Below are 16,226 nucleotides of genomic sequence, written 5' to 3'. Positions count from 1 at the left end.
ATAAATCTGAAATTTGGAAATCGGTAAGCATGACGATAGGTGTTATCAGTGCAATGGATAGCGAACACCGCCAACTGGCGGAACGTTTACAGGAGAAGAAGGTAGCGGATTACGGTAATCTGCACTATGTGGAAGGTATGCTTGGCAGCAACCGCGTGATACTTACGCAATGCGGCATCGGTAAGGTGAATGCGGCGGTTGGAGCTACGGAGCTGATACGCCGTTTTGCCCCGGACTGCATTGTGAGTACCGGTGTGGCGGGCGGCATCGACGCTTGTCTCAAGGTGACGGATGTAGTGGCGAGCGACTCTCTGGCGTACCACGATGTATGGTGCGGTGACGGTAACGAGTACGGTCAGGTGCAGGGATTGCCTGCAGTGTACAAGGGGTGCGCCCCGCTTTTGGAACATGCTTTGTCTCTGAACAAGACCGGATTGGAAAGCCGTATTCATAGCGGACTGATATGTACCGGCGACCGGTTTATCACCAACCGCACAGAGCTGGATGCCATCAAACGCCGCTTCCCGGCTGGACTGGCTGTCGATATGGAGTCCGCTGCCATTGCGCAGACCTGCTATCTGTACGGCATTCCTTTCCTCAGCTTCCGTATCATCAGCGATACGCCGGGCGTGGAAGACCACTCTTCGCAATATGCCGATTTTTGGGGTACGATGGCGGAACGTTCTTTCCTTACGACATGGACTTTCCTTTCCACCCTGCCCGACAACTTATAACTCATAACTCACAACTTATAACTTATGAAGAAAATACCCAGCTTTACCATCGATCACATCCGTTTGCTGCGCGGTATTTACGTATCGCGCAAGGATGAAGTGAACGGAGAAGTCATCACGACTTTTGATATTCGTATGAAAGAGCCCAACCGCGAACCGGCATTGGGACAAGGCGCCCTGCACACTATCGAGCATCTGGCTGCCACTTACCTGCGCAATGAACCGCAATGGCAGGACAAGATTATCTATTGGGGCCCCATGGGCTGCCTTACCGGCAATTATCTGCTGATGAAAGGCGATTTGCAGCCGCAGGACATCGTACCGCTGATGCAGGATACGTTCCGCTTTGTTGCCGGATATGAGGGCGAAGTTCCCGGTGCTGCTCCGCAGGATTGCGGCAATTACCTGCTCCACGACCTGCCCATGGCAAAATGGGAGTCTGCCAAGTATTTGCATGAAGTGCTGGAACAGATGACGGAAGAGAATATGAACTACCCCGAGAAAGCGGAGTGAGTGGTTGAATGAATGTTGAAAAATACATTTATGTTAAGAGTATCTGTCATTCAGAGCTTCTTTGCGATGCTCTGAATGACAGATAGTATAAGCTAATTCCCCATATTTACTTGGTTTACTCCTAACTGCTTAAATAATTTCTATTCCTTGCTCCTTGCAAAGTTGCAGCCCTATGTCTTTCAGCTTGAATTTCTGTATCTTGCCGCTTCCTGTCATGGGGAACTCTTTTACAAAGAAAATATATTTGGGAATCTTGTAACGGGAAATCTTGCCGATGCAGAAGTCGCGTACATCCGATTCGTGCAGGTCTGCCCCCTCGTGCCGGATAATGAATGCGCCGACCGCTTCGCCGTACTTCTTGGAAGGGATGCCGGCTACCTGCACATCCTTGACGCCTTCCAGTTGATAGAGAAACTCTTCGATTTCGCGCGGATAGATATTTTCACCGCCGCGGATAATCATGTCTTTGATACGTCCGGTGATGCGGTAGTTGCCGTCCTCGTCTTTTACGCCCAAGTCTCCGGAGTGCAGAAAACCGTTCTTGTCGATGACCTCGGCTGTGGCCTGCGGATTCTTATAATATCCTTTCATGGTGTTGTAACCGCGGTTGCACATTTCACCCTGCACGCCTACCGGGCACTCTTCGCCGGTTTCCGGGTCGATGACTTTCACTTCGGTATGCTCAAAGTCGCGTCCTACGGTGTTGCAACGTACATCGAACGAGTCGTCTATTCGCGTGGCGGTCATGCCGGGAGCGGCTTCCGTTAGGCCGTAAACGCTGGTTACTTTCATGTACATCTTTTCCTCTACCTGCTTCATCAGCTCGACGGGGCAGAGAGAGCCGGCCATGATACCCGTGCGCAGGCTGGACATATCGAACAGGTCGAACATCGGATGGTGCAACTCGGCTATGAACATTGTGGGTACGCCGTAGAGTGCGGTGCATCGTTCTTTGTGGATGGATGCAAGCACCACCAACGGGTTGAAGCGTTCCACCATGACTTGTGTACAGCCGTGGGTAAGGCAGTTCATTGTGGCAAGCACCACGCCGAAGCAGTGGAACAGGGGGACGCAACAGCAGAGTTTGTCAGCGGCGGTGAATTTCATATGCTCGCCGGTGAGGAAACCGTTGTTAGTGATGTTGTAGTGGGTAAGCATTACCCCTTTCGGGAATCCGGTAGTGCCCGAAGTGTACTGCATGTTTACTACGTCGTGGCAACTTACCCGACTTTTGAGCTCATTCAGACGGGTGTCTTCCACGTTGTCGCCTAAAAGCAGAATTTCGGAAGTGTTGTACATTCCTCTGTGCTTTTCCTGCCCTACGTAGATTACATTCTTCATATAAGGGAAGCGCTCGCTTTTCAGATGTCCGCGCTGGCAGGTTTTCAGTTCAGGCAGCATGGTGTAGGTCATCTGCACGAAGTCGCTGTCTTTCTCGCCGTTGACGATACAGAGCGTGTGCATATCCGAATTCTCGCACAGGTACTCCAGTTCGGCTTGTTTATAGTTGGTGTTTACCGTTACATAAACGGCGCCTATTTTGGCGCAGGCATACAGCAATGTCAGCCAGTCCGGTACGTTTGCCGCCCAGATGCCGACGTGTGTTCCCCGTTCCACGCCGATAGCGATAAGTCCTTTTGCCATGTCGTCCACTCTGCGGTTGAACTGGCTCCAGGTGAAGCGCAGATTACGGTCGGAGTAAACAATGTATTCTTTGTCAGGTGTAGTTGTGGCCCAATGCTCCAGCCATTGGCCAAGCGTTCTTTCGTATAACATAACGATGCTAATTAACGTATGAAGTATGAAATATAAGAGGGTATGTCAAAACTAAAATTCGCTTGCCGTTTGTTTCTTTTTAGGCACGGATTACACGGATTTCACGGAAAAAGAACAAAGAAAATCTGTGTTTCCGTAGAATCCGTGTAATCCGTGCCTAAAAGAAATCATCAAGTGTATTTTGACACACTCCCTTATGCCTTATACTTATCAGATTGGTGTATAAATTACTGCCAGTATTTTGGCTGCCTGTCCTTCATAGGCGTGTACATGGTGCGGTACGATGGAATCGTAGTAGATGCTGTCCCCTTCTTCGAGCAGGTAGGTGTGCTTGCCGTAGCTGATTTCCATGGTTCCTTCCATAACCATGATGAATTCTTCGCCTTCGTGTGAGGAAAGAACGAAATCGCTGTCGTCCGTGGGAGCTACGTCAATGATGAACGGCTCCATGTGGCGGTCTGCTTTTGATTTGGAAAGAGAGTGGTACTCCATGTGTTTGCGCGAGTGGATAGCGTTGTTGGAGAAGCTGATGCTGTCCTTTGCTTCCGACTTGCGGCATACCACAGGACCGTTCTCGTCCTGGTCGTCAAGGAATGTGCCGAGACGCACGCCCAGTACGCGGGCTATTTTGATGAGCGGAGCCAATGAAGGCAGGTCGATATTGTTTTCGATGCGTTCGATTTGTTCGATGGCGAGCCCCGAACGTTGCGCCAGCTCTTCCATGCTGATGGACTGGCTTTCGCGGAGTGATTTGATTTTTTCTCCTACAATCTTACTTGTATCCATAATTTGATAGTATTTTCAGTCTAAAAGGTTATGATTAATAGCTGTAAATTGCAAAAATAAGATATTCTTTTACTTGGTGCAACATTCTATGACGAAAAGTTTGCTTATGGTCTTTGCAGGTGTACAGGAGATTTTGTCTGTATGCCATCGCTATTCCGGCTTTCTCAGAGCAAGAGTGATATTCGCAGACGTATGGTTTATGATTGCATGAAGCCTGATAGAGGTTCCTTACTCTTTTATATCCAACTCTCCGGAGTATGAAATGGCCTGTCTGTTCATCGGCTGGATATGTATGTTGGCCGAACCGTCGGAATAGATAGTAAGGCTGTATTCATATTTATCTTCTTCGTTGCCGGTTTTGAAATCAATCCGGGTTTTTCCTTTTTTGAGGCTTTCTTTCCTGTATCCGGTTATCGGGGCATTAAATATCAATCCCTTCCCGCCGCCGTAAGGTACATTGTATGCCACTCCGAAGTAGGGCAGGTAAGAAAAGACGGAGTCATTCCTGATTTCGATGGAGTAGTCGGATGTCAGGGCGCGGCTGCGACCTTTCATGGGTTGCATATAGTCTACGTTGATTTTGTAGTGATCGGCATTTATCGCTTCCCTGACGTTACGTTCGGTCTGTGCTTTCTTTTCACTCCGGCTTTGTGCTGTTGCGGACTGCATGGCAAGCATTCCCGACAAACATAATAGAATTAATTTAGCTGTTTTCATCGTTGTTTGGTTTTAGGTATCAACAAAGATAAAGATAATGTTTTTGAGAAGTAAAACGGATTCAGTATTTTTGTATGAGAATAAAGATTATTAAGTATGGTATATATTGAAACTCCCCGTTTGATATTGCGCGATTGGAAAGAAGAAGACTTCGTTCCTTTCGCAGAGATGAACGGGAATCCGTCTGTCATGGAGTTCTTTCTGCATCCTTTGTCCGGGGAAGAGTCGCGCAATCTTTTTGATACTGTCAGGAATGAGTTTCTTCAGTACGGATATGGCGGATATGCCATCGAGCAGAAGTCCGATGGAGCCTTTGTGGGGTTTACGGGCTTTCATAACTTTATGTTTGATGTGGACTTTGCTCCGGGTATTGAGATACTGTGGCGATTGAAGCAGGAATATTGGGGTCGGGGGTATGCTACCGAAGCAGCGAAGTCATGTCTGGCTTATGCTAAGGAGAATCTTCCGTTTTCTATGGTCCGGGCTTTTACTTCGCTGACCAATAAACGTTCGCAACGGGTGATGCAGAAGATAGGGATGGAATTTGAAAAGAATTTTATGCACCCTGCAGTGCCCGACGGGCATCTGCTGAAAGAGCACGTACTCTATAAGGTACAATTGTAATAGGCTTTTAAAACCCCTGTACAGGGAAGACTGTGATAAAAGTAAAACGGCGGTATTCTCATTGGAAAATACCGCCGCTTTAATAAGTTTACCGCAAGTAAATTACTTACGCAAGCCGAGTTCCTGAACAATGGCACGATATCTGTTGATGTCGCGGTCTTTCAGGTAGTTCAACAGCGCGCGGCGCTTACCTACCAACATTGTCAAGGCTCTTTCTGTACTATAATCCTTTCTGTTGAGCTTCATATGCTCAGTCAGATGAGCAATACGGTATGAAAACAAAGCTATCTGGGCCTCTGCTGAGCCAGTATCAGTGTTAGACTTCCCGTATTTGCCGAAGATTTCTTGCTTTTTAGCAGCGTCTAAATACATAGTGTTTAATTAAAAAGTTGATAATTCTTTTCTCTTTCGAGCGTGCAAAGATAGATATTATCTTTTATATTGCAATGATATTCAGCAAAAAAATCTTTTCTCTGTGATGTATATACTGTAAAATTCGTACCTTTGCGGTCAAATAATAGGTATTATATGCAAAATATTAGAAACATTGCAATTATTGCCCATGTCGATCATGGGAAAACGACGCTTGTAGATAAGATGCTTCTGGCAGGAAACCTTTTCCGCAGCAACCAGAGCACAGGTGAATTAATGTTGGATAACAATGATTTGGAGCGTGAGCGAGGGATAACAATCCTTTCCAAAAACGTTTCTATCAGCTATAAAGACACGAAAATTAATATTATCGATACTCCGGGACACAGCGACTTCGGTGGCGAAGTGGAACGTGTATTGAATATGGCCGACGGATGTATCCTGTTGGTGGATGCTTTTGAAGGCCCGATGCCGCAGACCCGTTTTGTATTGCAGAAAGCTTTGCAGATCGGTTTGAAACCTATTGTTGTAGTCAACAAGGTGGACAAGCCCAACTGTCGCCCCGAAGAAGTCTATGAAATGGTGTTCGACCTGATGTTCAGTCTGGAAGCTACGGAAGAGCAGTTGGACTTCCCCGTTATCTACGGTTCGGCAAAGAACAACTGGATGAGCACGGACTGGCAGAAGCCGACGGACAATATCTATCCGCTGCTGGACTGCATTCTGGAGAACATTCCCGCTCCTACACAGTTGGAAGGTACGCCGCAGATGCTGGTGACCTCATTGGACTACTCCTCTTATACCGGCCGTATCGCCGTAGGCCGTGTACATCGCGGTACTTTGCGGGAAGGCATGAACGTGTCTTTGGCAAAGCGCGATGGTACAATCGTCAAGTCGAAGATTAAAGAACTGCATACGTTTGAAGGTATGGGCCGTGTGAAGGTATCGGAGGTATCTTCCGGTGATATCTGCGCCTTAGTGGGTATCGAAGGGTTTGAAATCGGAGATACGATTTGCGACTACGAGAACCCCGAAGCATTGCCGCCCATCGCCATTGACGAGCCTACCATGAGTATGCTGTTTACTATCAACGATTCTCCGTTCTTCGGCAAAGAAGGTAAGTTTGTAACTTCCCGCCATATACATGACCGTCTGATGAAGGAGTTGGACAAGAACCTTGCGCTTCGCGTACGCAAGAGCGAGGAAGACGGAAAGTGGGTGGTGTCCGGCCGTGGCGTGCTTCACCTTTCCGTGTTGATTGAGACGATGCGCCGCGAGGGATATGAGTTGCAGGTAGGCCAGCCGCAGGTTATCTTCAAGGAGATAGACGGCGTGAAGAACGAGCCTATCGAGGAGCTCACGGTCAACGTTCCCGAAGAGTATGCCAGCAAGATTATCGATATGGTAACCCGTCGTAAAGGTGAAATGGTGAAAATGGAAAGCGCCGGCGAGCGTGTGAACCTTGAGTTCAATATGCCGTCGCGCGGTATTATCGGTTTGCGTACCAATGTGCTGACTGCCTCTGCCGGTGAAGCTATCATGGCGCACCGCTTTAAGGAATACCAACCCTATAAGGGTGAAATCGAACGCCGTACCAACGGTTCCATCATTGCCATGGAGTCGGGTACAGCCTTTGCCTATGCCATCGATAAATTGCAGGATCGCGGTAAGTTCTTCATCTTCCCGCAGGAAGAAGTGTATGCCGGACAGGTTGTAGGCGAGCACTCTCACGATAACGACCTTGTGGTGAACGTTACCAAATCAAAGAAACTGACCAACATGCGTGCTTCCGGTTCCGACGAGAAAGCGCGTCTGATTCCGCCGGTGCAGTTCTCTCTGGAGGAAGCGTTGGAATATATCAAGGGAGACGAGTATGTAGAGGTTACTCCCAAATCCATGCGTATGCGTAAGGTTATCTTGGATGAGACAGAGCGCAAGCGTGCCAATAAGAACTGATTTTACTTTTTAGTTGTTATATATAAGAAGGAGTGCTTCGCTGTAAAGGTGGAGCACTCCTTCTTTTATTGCAATGGGGTATCCTGAAGTTTTTATTTTATCGGTCAGTCTACGTATTTCGCTTTGGCGGCATCTCTCGGCTTGGCGGCAGGCGTTTCATCCGGATATCCGAAAGCAATGCAGTAAAGCAGCCGGTATCCTTCGGGAAGTTCCAGTCTTTTGAGGTATTCGGCAGCTTCGGGCGTATCGGTCATAAAGCGTGTGGGGCTTGCCAGACAGCAGGAGCCTATGCCCATAGACCAGGCGGCAAGTACCATATTCTCACCCAGCAGTCCGCAGTCTATCTGCGAGCAGTCGTACGAAGTATCATTTCCGATGAACACTACCGTGGGCGCATTGCGGAACATATTCTTGAAATTGGGGTCTTCCGCTGCTTTCGGGTTCTTCTGCTTGAAGATTTCACTTACCCCGTTCAGGAATTCCGGGTTGTCTACTACGCGTACCGCCCAGGACTGTTTGTTCTGACCGTTGGGGGCGTTGATGCCGCACTCCAAGATTACCTTCATCGTGTCCCGGTTCACAGCTTCCGGTTTGTACTTGCGGACGCTGCGGCGCGATAGGATTGTCTCGATTATCGCTTCCGAATTGCTTTTCTCCGTAACTGTGGCTTCACTCTCTTTCTGTACCTGCGGCCCGCAAGCGGACAGCATCAATAGGCTTGCGCCTAACAGCATAACCTTTACACTCTTCATTCTCTGTTGTCTATTAAATTGTTTCTTCGCAAATCTAACAAAAAAAGCGGCTTCCGAGAACGAAAGCCGCCTTAAAATATATAATCTGGTTCTATTAGAGTTTCGGACCAGCAGCAACCAAAGCCTTACCGGCTTCGTTACCTGTGAACTTAGCGAAGTTCTTGATGAAACGTCCTGCCAGGTCTTTTGCTTTTTCTTCCCATTGGCAAGCACATTCATAAGTGTCGCGAGGATCAAGAATCTTCGGATCAACACCCGGCAATTCTGTCGGAACAACAAAGTCGAAGTAAGGAATAACCTTTGTCGGAGCCTTGTCGATAGAACCGTCGAGGATAGCGTCGATGATACCACGTGTATCTTTGATAGAGATACGCTTGCCGCTACCGTTCCAGCCGGTGTTAACCAAGTATGCCTTAGCGCCGACCTTGTTCATCTTCTTAACCAGTTCTTCTGCATATTTAGTAGGATGCAAGCTCAGGAAAGCAGCACCGAAGCAAGCAGAGAATGTCGGAGTCGGTTCTGTGATACCGCGTTCCGTACCGGCCAGCTTAGCGGTGAAACCGGACAGGAAGTAGTACTGAGCCTGTTCGGGGTTCAGGATAGATACCGGAGGCAATACACCGAAGGCATCAGCCGACAGGAAGATTACCTGATGAGCGTGAGGACCTTTAGATACCGGCTTAACGATGTTGTTGATGTGATAGATAGGATAAGAAACACGAGTATTTTCAGTTGTGCTCTTATCGGCGAAGTCAATCTTGCCGTCAGCGTCAACAGTTACGTTCTCCAGCAGAGCGTCACGTTTGATGGCGTTGTAGATATCGGGTTCGCTTTCTTTGTCGAGGTTGATAACCTTAGCGTAGCAACCGCCTTCGTAGTTGAATACACCTTCGTCATCCCATCCGTGTTCGTCGTCACCGATCAGCAGACGTTTCGGGTCGGTAGACAAAGTAGTCTTACCTGTACCTGACAGACCGAAGAAGATAGCAGAGTCCGTACCTTCCATGTTGGTGTTGGCAGAACAGTGCATGGAAGCGATACCGCGAAGCGGGTTCTTGTAGTTCATGATAGAGAACATACCCTTCTTCATTTCACCGCCGTACCAAGTGTTCAGGATAACCTGTTCGTTGGTCTTCAAGTTGAATACAGTAGCTGTTTCAGAGTTCAGACCCAGTTCCTTGTAGTTGTCAACTTTTGCTTTGGAAGCGTTGAATGATACGAAATCAGGTTCGCCGTAGTTAGCAAGTTCCTCAGCAGTCGGGCGGATGAACATGTTAGTTACGAAGTGAGCCTGCCAAGCTACTTCCATGATGAAACGTACTTTCATGCGGGTAGCTTCGTTAGCACCGCAGAAAGTATCGACAACGAACAGACGCTTGCCGCTCAGCTGGTTTACAGCTTTAGCTTTCAGGTCGGCCCATGCTTCTTCAGAGCAGGGTTTGTTGTCGTTTTTGTATTCTTCTGAAGTCCACCATACAGAATCCTTGCTGGCTTCGTTCATTACAAAGAATTTATCTTTAGGAGAACGTCCGGTATAGATACCAGTCATTACGTTCACAGCACCAAGTTCAGTTACTTGACCTTTTTCGAAGCCTTCCAGACCCGGTTTGGTCTCTTCAGCGAACAATACATCATAAGACGGGTTGTGGATGATTTCCTTCACGTCTTTGATACCGTACTTGCTTAAATCTAAATTTGCCATTTCTTTTTAAGATTTTAAAATTGGTATTTGGTTTATAATCTCTCTTCGCATTCGTATGCTTCATTGCAAGGGGGCGAGTTTGTGGAAAACCGCGTTGTTCAGTAAGGCCCTTGTTTTTGCGACTACAAAAGTAATACTTTATTTTTAAAGAAACATCCTATTAGAGAAATTTTTCTGTAATAGGAAATCTTTTATAGAACCGTAACAATATCTGCAAACTGAATGTTGCAAATTGAGTGGAATTCGTTTACTTTGCACTTCTGTTCTATCAATATACGGAATAACCAATACATATTTTAATCAGATAATATAATGAAAGTTATCAACTTTGCCGAGACTAACTCAGTCTTGAACCAATACATGGCGGAGATACGTGATGTGCAAGTACAGTCCGACCGTATGCGTTTCCGCCGGAACATCGAACGCATCGGCGAAATCATGGCGTACGAAATGAGTAAGGAACTCACCTATTCCGAAAAGCAGGTACAAACGCCGCTGGGAATAGCCCCTGTCAGCACTTTCGATGATGATGTGGTGATTGCCACCGTCTTCCGTGCCGGGCTTCCCTTGCATGCCGGTTTCCTGAATGTGTTCGACCGTGCGGGCAATGCTTTCGTTTCCGCTTACCGTTATTATAAGGATAAAGAGTGCCGTACGGTGGATGTGCACATCGAGTATATCGCCACTCCCGACCTTTCCGGCAAGACTCTGTTACTGGTTGACCCGATGCTTGCTACGGGCGAAAGCATGGAACTTGCCTGGAAGGCTTTCCTTACCAAGGGTACGCCTGCCAAACTGCAGATTGCCTGCGTCATTGCCAGCCGGCAGGGAGTAGAGCACTTGCAGAAACTCTTCCCCGGCGACGAGGTTTCCTTGTGGTGCGGCGCTATCGACCCGGATATGAATGAGCATTCGTATATAGTACCGGGGCTGGGCGATGCCGGAGACTTGGCATTCGGCGACAAGCTGTAATCCGCAGGGCGGTTGCGACCGTCCAATCCGAACCCCGGCACTGTTCATTGAACCATAAAGAGAGCCGTATCAACTCCGTTTGTGAGTAATGATACGGCTCTTTTATGTTTGCAAGTTACTGCATCAGGATATCCATTCCCGCTTCGCTCTCATTGTTCACTTGGCCCAGAACAGCTTTTCCGTATACGTGTCTGTGCCGGCTACATCCTTATAGTACGGATTGTAGTTCACTTCCGTGCTGGGGTATCTCCAGCGGTTCGGCACATTGGGGATAGTACCCGACACTTCCGGGAACACCAGTCCCGAAGGATAGCCTGTGCGGCGGATGTCACTCCATGCCTCGCGGCTGACAAGGAAACCGAAGTGCAGCCATTTCTGCGTGATGATGGCGTCCAGTTTGTCCACGTATGCCGTACTGTTCCATCTGTCATTGGCAAAGTCTGCAATCTCTTCATCGGTAGGAGCGTCGTAACGGCGGCAATTCTCTCCCGAACCTATCGAATCGTAATAGTAATACAGGGCGATGGATTGGCTGACAGCCGTCTTGAATTCCTCTCCCGCCTTCGCCATATCCTGCGCCACACCATACCCCATGGCATAGGCTTCCGCTTTCAGGAAATGTATCTCTGGCGAAGCCATTATCAGCATATCGAATTTATCGTTTTCCCAGAAAAAGCCTCTTTGGGTAATCTGCGAGAAACCTTTGTTGGCGGTGTTCACTTCGTCTTGTGCCTGAGCGCTGTAATACTCCGTCAGCTCGTCTGCTACCGTGAGGTCCGTACCCAGGTAACGGTGTTCGTCCACTTGTCCGGTTTCGCGGTTGGTGATGCTCACGGGATTGTAGTTCAGCAGGATGCGGGGGTCGTCTTCGCCTTTAACGTAGACGCCGCTTAGCGGATCGTTGCTGGTCATGTCATAGTTGCCGTGGCTCAGCATACGGTCTATGATAGGGCCCGAAGCAAGACGGTTCGTAATCCAGTCGCCCAATCCGTGGCCGGCGGTGAAGTTCAGCTGCCCGGACTTCTGGTTGACGATGAAGATGTTGTTTCCCTGCTCCTCTACGAGCGGATAGTCGGCGGGGTTTTCCAATATCTCCTTGATAACCGAACGTCCTTCCGCCTGCAAAGCTCCCTGCGTGGCTACACGCATGGCAAGGCGCAGGCGCAGGGAGTTTGCATAGCGTTCCCATTTCTCCATATCTCCCAGGTTGATGAAGTCCTGGGTACTGAAGTTTTTCGGTACGGTTGCCGAACGGAAACGCGGGGCGATGTCTTTCAGTTCGTCAAGGATTGTCTTATAAATATCTTCCGCCTTGTCGTAGGGAGCGTAAGAACCGTTTACGTCGTTGGTCAGCGGCAGGGTGCATGCTTTGAAGAAAGGCATGTCGCCGAAAATATCCACCGTTGCGGCAAAGAAGTCGTACAGTTGCACTTTGGCTGCCAGCATAAAGGCTTCGTCCTGTGCCTTCTGCGTATCGTTCTCTTCATTGTACAGCGATTCCATCTTGCGGTATTGCATCAGTGCCGAATACAGGTTGTCCCATTGCCCGTCTATGGCAGGCGCATATCCGGGGCTGTACATACCACCCGAATAGCTGTAGCCGAAGGTCTGCGCGTACTTGCCCACAAACTGTGAGTCGAAGCCGAAGAAACGTCCGTACTCATATATGTCATAATCTTTCACTTTCTGGAAAACTCCCACCATGAGGTTGCTGATGGTAACCTGGTTGACCTTTGAGGGGTCTTCGTATTTGCTGTCGAAGTCGGAGTCCGTACAGCCGGAAGCTGTCATCAGCATGGCTCCCGCTACAACGAACGCTCCTATATTTATCTTTTTCATATCCATTGTCATTCACTCTAAAGTCTTATTTTTCAATTCTCTATTTCCTAAAAGCTTGCCCGCAGCGACACACCGAAATTACGTGTTGCCGTAGTGGAGCCGCCCACTACCGCCTGGCTTGCCCAGGATGTTCCTACGGAAGATTCCGCATCGTAATTCTTCAGTGCCTTGTAGAAGTAAAACAAGTTGCGTCCGAACACTGAAACGCTCAGCCGCGTCATGCCCAGTTTGGAAATCAGCTTTTCCGGAAACTGGTAGCCGATGGTCAGCTCGCGCAGCTTCACATAGCTGTTGTCGAATACCGAGTGGCGGTACGTAAGCTGTTCGGGCTGGGTACCCCAGTTGTAGGTCTGGTTGTAATAGTAGCCGGCAGGGATGATGCGCGTGTTCTTCTCGCCGGTGGAGGCCACTACGCCCGGCAGGATAACGCCGTCGTGATAAACGGTTTCTCCGTTAGGCCCTGCACCCAGTGACGGGTCTACCTGCACGGGCACGCCGCTGGCGTTGTTGTTGCCCGGATAGTAGTAGGACAGGCCGCCGTGTTCCGTATCGCGGAATTGCAGCGACTCCGGTGTCAGACCCGATGCGGTGGAATACTGGTACATCTCGTTGATGACGTCGCCGCCTATGCGGAAGTCGATACTGAAATCCAGGAAGATGTTCTTGTAGGAGAACGAGCTGAACAGACCGCCTACGCCGTCGGGGTTGATGTTTCCTACTTTTTGCAGTTCGGTCTGGTTCATGTAAAGTCCCTTGTCCGATACGAGATACTCTCCGTTTTCGTTCATCTGGGGCACTTGCACGTAGATGTCACCCATCGGGCGTCCCTCTACGGCCTGTATCTTGGCTCCGCCACCGCCTATGTTGGATATTTCGAGGTACGGTACGCCGTCGGCGAGCTTCACGACCTTGTTGCGGTAGATGCCGTAGTTGGCCGTCAGGTCCCAGCGGAAATTCTTGGTCAGTACCGGAGTGGCGCTTACGGAGATGTCCCAGCCTTCGTTGGCCACCTCTCCCACGTTCATCAGCACGTACTTCACACCCGATGTGGAGGGTTGCGGCGTGGAGAGTATCTGGTCTTTCACGCGGTTGTTGTAGTAGGATACGTCGAAGCCCAGCCGGTTGTTGAGGAACTTGCTTTCAAAACCTATTTCGTATTCGTACTTCTTTTCGGGGCGGATATTGGCATTTCCCCACGAAGAAGGAACGTAGTTCCATGTGAAGCCGTTGTCCGAACCCTGCTCGTAGATGATGTTGGCGGCATACGTTTCCGGTGCGTTACCTACGACGCCGTAGGAGAGGCGGAGTTTGCCGTGATTCCACCATGCAGGCATGCGGAAGGCGTTCGAGAACAGGAAACTGAGGTTGGCGGAGGGGTAGAAGAAACTTTGGTCCTTCAGTGTGGACGAACGTTCCTGACGCCCGGTGAGTTCGAGGAACAGGTAGTTGTCCCAACCCAGGCTCAGCGTACCCATGTATCCCGTTTTCAGCAGTTCCATACGTTGCAGCGTGCTGCTGGCGGTGTAGCGGCTGGCGTTGAGGTCGAACCAGTTTTCCGTAACCAGACCGCCGTTGGTGGAGACGCGCATGTTGTTCATGTTTTCGTAACGTCCCGTCCAGCCCAGTGTGGCGGCAATGTCGAAACGGCGGATGTTGTAGTTGAAGTTCAGCATCACATCGCCGTACACGATGTCATAGCGTCGGTTGATGTTCTGGAAACTGCCGCTGGGGTCGTACAGGGAGTTGGGGCGTTCCGTCTCGTACTCCAGCGTCTGCTTGGTGTCCGTGATGTCGGTAGAGAGCTGGGCGCGCAGACTCAGCCAATTGGTTATCTGCCAGGTGGGGCGTATCATACCGATGAGGCGGTTCTCTGTCTCCTTGCTGTGGTGGTGATACATGTTCCAGAGCATATTCGATACGCCGTTCAGGTATCCCGGGTCGTATGCCCAGGCTTCGTCCGGTGTCAGTGTGGCATCGCCGCCTGCGTACGTGTTGCGGTAGCCCAGGCTGGTGACGTAGCTCTGCTTCAGATAGGGGATATCCATGAAGGAGGAGAACATATTGCTGAAACTGCCGTACAGGTTCAGCGATGTTTGCGGGCGGTCCTTTACATCCTGCACGATGTAGTTCAGCGAGTATTCTATGTTCAGCGTCCTTGCCGGTTTGTAAGAACCCGTCAGCTTGAAGTTATGTTTGGTGAAGCTGCCCGTCAGCGAGTTGGGCGTTTCACCCATGAAGGTGTAGGAGAAGCGGTTGCTGCTGGTCTCCGTACCCTGCGAGATGGCGAGGTTGTAGGTCTGGTTCCAGCCCGTGCGGAACAGCTCTTTCCACGGATTGTCCGTAGCCGGCAGGTAGGGGCGCATCTTGCCGTCCCAGTACAGCACGTCGCTGCCGTCGTACTTCGGACCGAAAGACATGGTCGTATTATACAGACTTCTGTAGCTTTCGCCGTTCATGGTGCGCTGGTAGAAACCGCCCGTTTGTTTTTCGTAATCGCTGTATTCCGTGTTGTAACGTCCCGGGCCGTATACGGTCTGTACTTTCGGCAGATAGGCGGGCAGGTTGGCGGTGACCTGTGCGGTGAAGTCCACCGTCAGTTTGCCGCTTTTGGCGCGTTTGCTGGTGATAACCACCGCGCCGTTTGCCGCTTCCGAACCGTAAAGTGCCGTGGCCGAAGCGCCTTTCAGCACACTTACGCTTTCAATATCTTCGGGGTTGATGTCCACCAGACCGTTGGAACGTATCTGTCCGTCGTTGCCGAACTCGGCAAAGTCGGTACTCTTGCCCGTTCCGCCGTTACGGATGGGCACGCCGTCCAGGATGATGAGCGGCTGGTTGTTTCCGGTGATGGACGTGAGTCCGCGTACATTGATAGACACGGCTCCGGCGGAACCGCCCTGCGTCTGCGTGATGCGGATGCCCGGCGCCTTACCGTACATGGCGGATGCAAAGTTGGTTGCTCCCGCCTTCACTATCTCGTCCGATTCGATAGTGCTCACCGCGTAACCCAGCCGTTTGGTATCCTTCTTGATACCCATGGCCGTGACAACCACCTCTTTCAACTGTTGCGAGTCCTCTCTCAGCGTTACCCTCAGGTCGCCCTGCTTCTTGCGTTTTGCCAGATGTATTTCGCGGGTGGCATAGCCCATATAGGCTATGGACAGCGTTGCATCGGCAGGCACGGTCAGTGTAAAGTTTCCGTCCACATCGGTAATGACACCGTTGTTGGTTCCTTTCTCTATGACGCTGGCGCCGATAAGCGGCTCTCCCGTCACATCCCTTACCATACCTTTGATTGTTTTGGTTTCCTGCGCACCGGCACTTCCTGCAAACAGAAGCGCCAATGCCACAATCATACTACCTAATACCTTTTGAAAATGCAGCTTCCTGTGCGAAGCCATACTCCGTTTTTTCTTGATAGACTTCATATTTCCACAATGATTATTTCCTTGTACAATTAAATCTGTTGGATTTTATTTGTAT

General features: G+C 49.8%; 13 protein-coding genes. 5 read left to right on the top strand and 8 right to left on the bottom strand.

Features of this window, described 5'->3' with window-relative positions:
* Positions 1-29 precede the first annotated feature (29 nt).
* Both NQ565_RS02805 and NQ565_RS02800 read left to right on the top strand, forming a co-directional pair.
* Positions 30-734, top strand: coding sequence for a 5'-methylthioadenosine/adenosylhomocysteine nucleosidase (locus NQ565_RS02805; protein ID WP_005655531.1), 705 nt, complete (start codon positions 30-32; stop codon positions 732-734).
* Between the two features lie 24 nt (positions 735-758).
* On the top strand, positions 759-1,247 hold the full coding sequence (locus tag NQ565_RS02800; RefSeq protein ID WP_005655530.1) for an S-ribosylhomocysteine lyase: 489 nt from the start codon (positions 759-761) through the stop codon (positions 1,245-1,247).
* A gap of 129 nt (positions 1,248-1,376) precedes the next feature.
* On the opposite strand, the gene NQ565_RS02795 is transcribed toward NQ565_RS02800, so the two are convergent.
* The 3 genes from NQ565_RS02795 to NQ565_RS02785 all read right to left on the bottom strand — a co-directional run bounded on the left by NQ565_RS02795 (position 1,377) and on the right by NQ565_RS02785 (position 4,526).
* The gene (locus NQ565_RS02795) at positions 1,377-3,023 is read right to left on the bottom strand and encodes an AMP-binding protein (protein ID WP_005655528.1); all 1,647 of its coding nucleotides are present in this window, start codon (positions 3,021-3,023) and stop codon (positions 1,377-1,379) included.
* A gap of 210 nt (positions 3,024-3,233) precedes the next feature.
* Positions 3,234-3,809, bottom strand: coding sequence for a helix-turn-helix domain-containing protein (locus NQ565_RS02790; RefSeq protein WP_005655526.1), 576 nt, complete (start codon positions 3,807-3,809; stop codon positions 3,234-3,236).
* Between the two features lie 228 nt (positions 3,810-4,037).
* Positions 4,038-4,526 (bottom strand): DUF4251 domain-containing protein, encoded by a 489-nt coding sequence (locus tag NQ565_RS02785; protein WP_005655524.1) that lies wholly within the window; start codon positions 4,524-4,526, stop codon positions 4,038-4,040.
* Between the two features lie 96 nt (positions 4,527-4,622).
* Here NQ565_RS02785 and NQ565_RS02780 point away from each other — a divergent pair, with 96 nt between their 5' ends.
* Positions 4,623-5,150, top strand: a complete 528-nt coding sequence (locus tag NQ565_RS02780) for a GNAT family N-acetyltransferase (RefSeq protein WP_005655522.1) — start codon at positions 4,623-4,625, stop codon at positions 5,148-5,150.
* Positions 5,151-5,252: 102 nt separating this feature from the next.
* Here NQ565_RS02780 and rpsO read toward each other — a convergent pair whose 3' ends face one another.
* The gene (gene rpsO / locus NQ565_RS02775; RefSeq protein WP_005655520.1) at positions 5,253-5,522 is read right to left on the bottom strand and encodes a 30S ribosomal protein S15; all 270 of its coding nucleotides are present in this window, start codon (positions 5,520-5,522) and stop codon (positions 5,253-5,255) included.
* A gap of 156 nt (positions 5,523-5,678) precedes the next feature.
* On the opposite strand from rpsO, the gene typA reads away from it, so the two are divergent.
* Positions 5,679-7,478, top strand: coding sequence for a translational GTPase TypA (gene typA / locus NQ565_RS02770; protein ID WP_005655518.1), 1,800 nt, complete (start codon positions 5,679-5,681; stop codon positions 7,476-7,478).
* 104 nt (positions 7,479-7,582) lie between these two features.
* Here typA and NQ565_RS02765 read toward each other — a convergent pair whose 3' ends face one another.
* Complete coding sequence (locus NQ565_RS02765) at positions 7,583-8,230, bottom strand: nitroreductase family protein (protein ID WP_005655516.1); 648 nt, start codon at positions 8,228-8,230, stop codon at positions 7,583-7,585.
* Between the two features lie 94 nt (positions 8,231-8,324).
* Positions 8,325-9,932, bottom strand: coding sequence for a phosphoenolpyruvate carboxykinase (ATP) (gene pckA / locus NQ565_RS02760; RefSeq protein WP_005655514.1), 1,608 nt, complete (start codon positions 9,930-9,932; stop codon positions 8,325-8,327).
* 312 nt (positions 9,933-10,244) lie between these two features.
* Between pckA and upp the strand changes: the two genes are divergently transcribed.
* A complete protein-coding gene (gene upp, locus NQ565_RS02755; protein ID WP_005655512.1) occupies positions 10,245-10,904 on the top strand; it encodes a uracil phosphoribosyltransferase in 660 nt (219 codons plus the stop codon).
* Positions 10,905-11,060: 156 nt separating this feature from the next.
* Here upp and NQ565_RS02750 read toward each other — a convergent pair whose 3' ends face one another.
* Both NQ565_RS02750 and NQ565_RS02745 read right to left on the bottom strand, forming a co-directional pair.
* Positions 11,061-12,755, bottom strand: coding sequence for a SusD/RagB family nutrient-binding outer membrane lipoprotein (locus NQ565_RS02750; RefSeq protein ID WP_005655510.1), 1,695 nt, complete (start codon positions 12,753-12,755; stop codon positions 11,061-11,063).
* Positions 12,756-12,790: 35 nt separating this feature from the next.
* A complete protein-coding gene (locus tag NQ565_RS02745; RefSeq protein WP_005655508.1) occupies positions 12,791-16,171 on the bottom strand; it encodes a SusC/RagA family TonB-linked outer membrane protein in 3,381 nt (1,126 codons plus the stop codon).
* Positions 16,172-16,226 lie beyond the last annotated feature (55 nt).

This window comes from Bacteroides stercoris ATCC 43183, from assembly GCF_025147325.1.
GTDB lineage: Bacteria > Bacteroidota > Bacteroidia > Bacteroidales > Bacteroidaceae > Bacteroides > Bacteroides stercoris.
This window is presented reverse-complemented; position numbering and strand designations above follow the sequence as displayed.

Excerpts from the sequence above, each read along its gene's own strand:
- NQ565_RS02795 (WP_005655528.1), bottom strand. The coding sequence starts at position 3,023 with ATGTTATACGAAAGAACGCTTGGCCAATGGCTGGAGCATTGGGCCACA.
- NQ565_RS02745 (WP_005655508.1), bottom strand. The coding sequence starts at position 16,171 with ATGAAGTCTATCAAGAAAAAACGGAGTATGGCTTCGCACAGGAAGCTG.
- NQ565_RS02750 (WP_005655510.1), bottom strand. The coding sequence starts at position 12,755 with ATGACAATGGATATGAAAAAGATAAATATAGGAGCGTTCGTTGTAGCG.
- typA (WP_005655518.1), top strand. The coding sequence starts at position 5,679 with ATGCAAAATATTAGAAACATTGCAATTATTGCCCATGTCGATCATGGG.
- NQ565_RS02765 (WP_005655516.1), bottom strand. The coding sequence starts at position 8,230 with ATGAAGAGTGTAAAGGTTATGCTGTTAGGCGCAAGCCTATTGATGCTG.
- NQ565_RS02805 (WP_005655531.1), top strand. The coding sequence starts at position 30 with ATGACGATAGGTGTTATCAGTGCAATGGATAGCGAACACCGCCAACTG.
- rpsO (WP_005655520.1), bottom strand. The coding sequence starts at position 5,522 with ATGTATTTAGACGCTGCTAAAAAGCAAGAAATCTTCGGCAAATACGGG.
- pckA (WP_005655514.1), bottom strand. The coding sequence starts at position 9,932 with ATGGCAAATTTAGATTTAAGCAAGTACGGTATCAAAGACGTGAAGGAA.
- NQ565_RS02785 (WP_005655524.1), bottom strand. The coding sequence starts at position 4,526 with ATGAAAACAGCTAAATTAATTCTATTATGTTTGTCGGGAATGCTTGCC.
- NQ565_RS02780 (WP_005655522.1), top strand. The coding sequence starts at position 4,623 with ATGGTATATATTGAAACTCCCCGTTTGATATTGCGCGATTGGAAAGAA.
- NQ565_RS02790 (WP_005655526.1), bottom strand. The coding sequence starts at position 3,809 with ATGGATACAAGTAAGATTGTAGGAGAAAAAATCAAATCACTCCGCGAA.
- upp (WP_005655512.1), top strand. The coding sequence starts at position 10,245 with ATGAAAGTTATCAACTTTGCCGAGACTAACTCAGTCTTGAACCAATAC.
- NQ565_RS02800 (WP_005655530.1), top strand. The coding sequence starts at position 759 with ATGAAGAAAATACCCAGCTTTACCATCGATCACATCCGTTTGCTGCGC.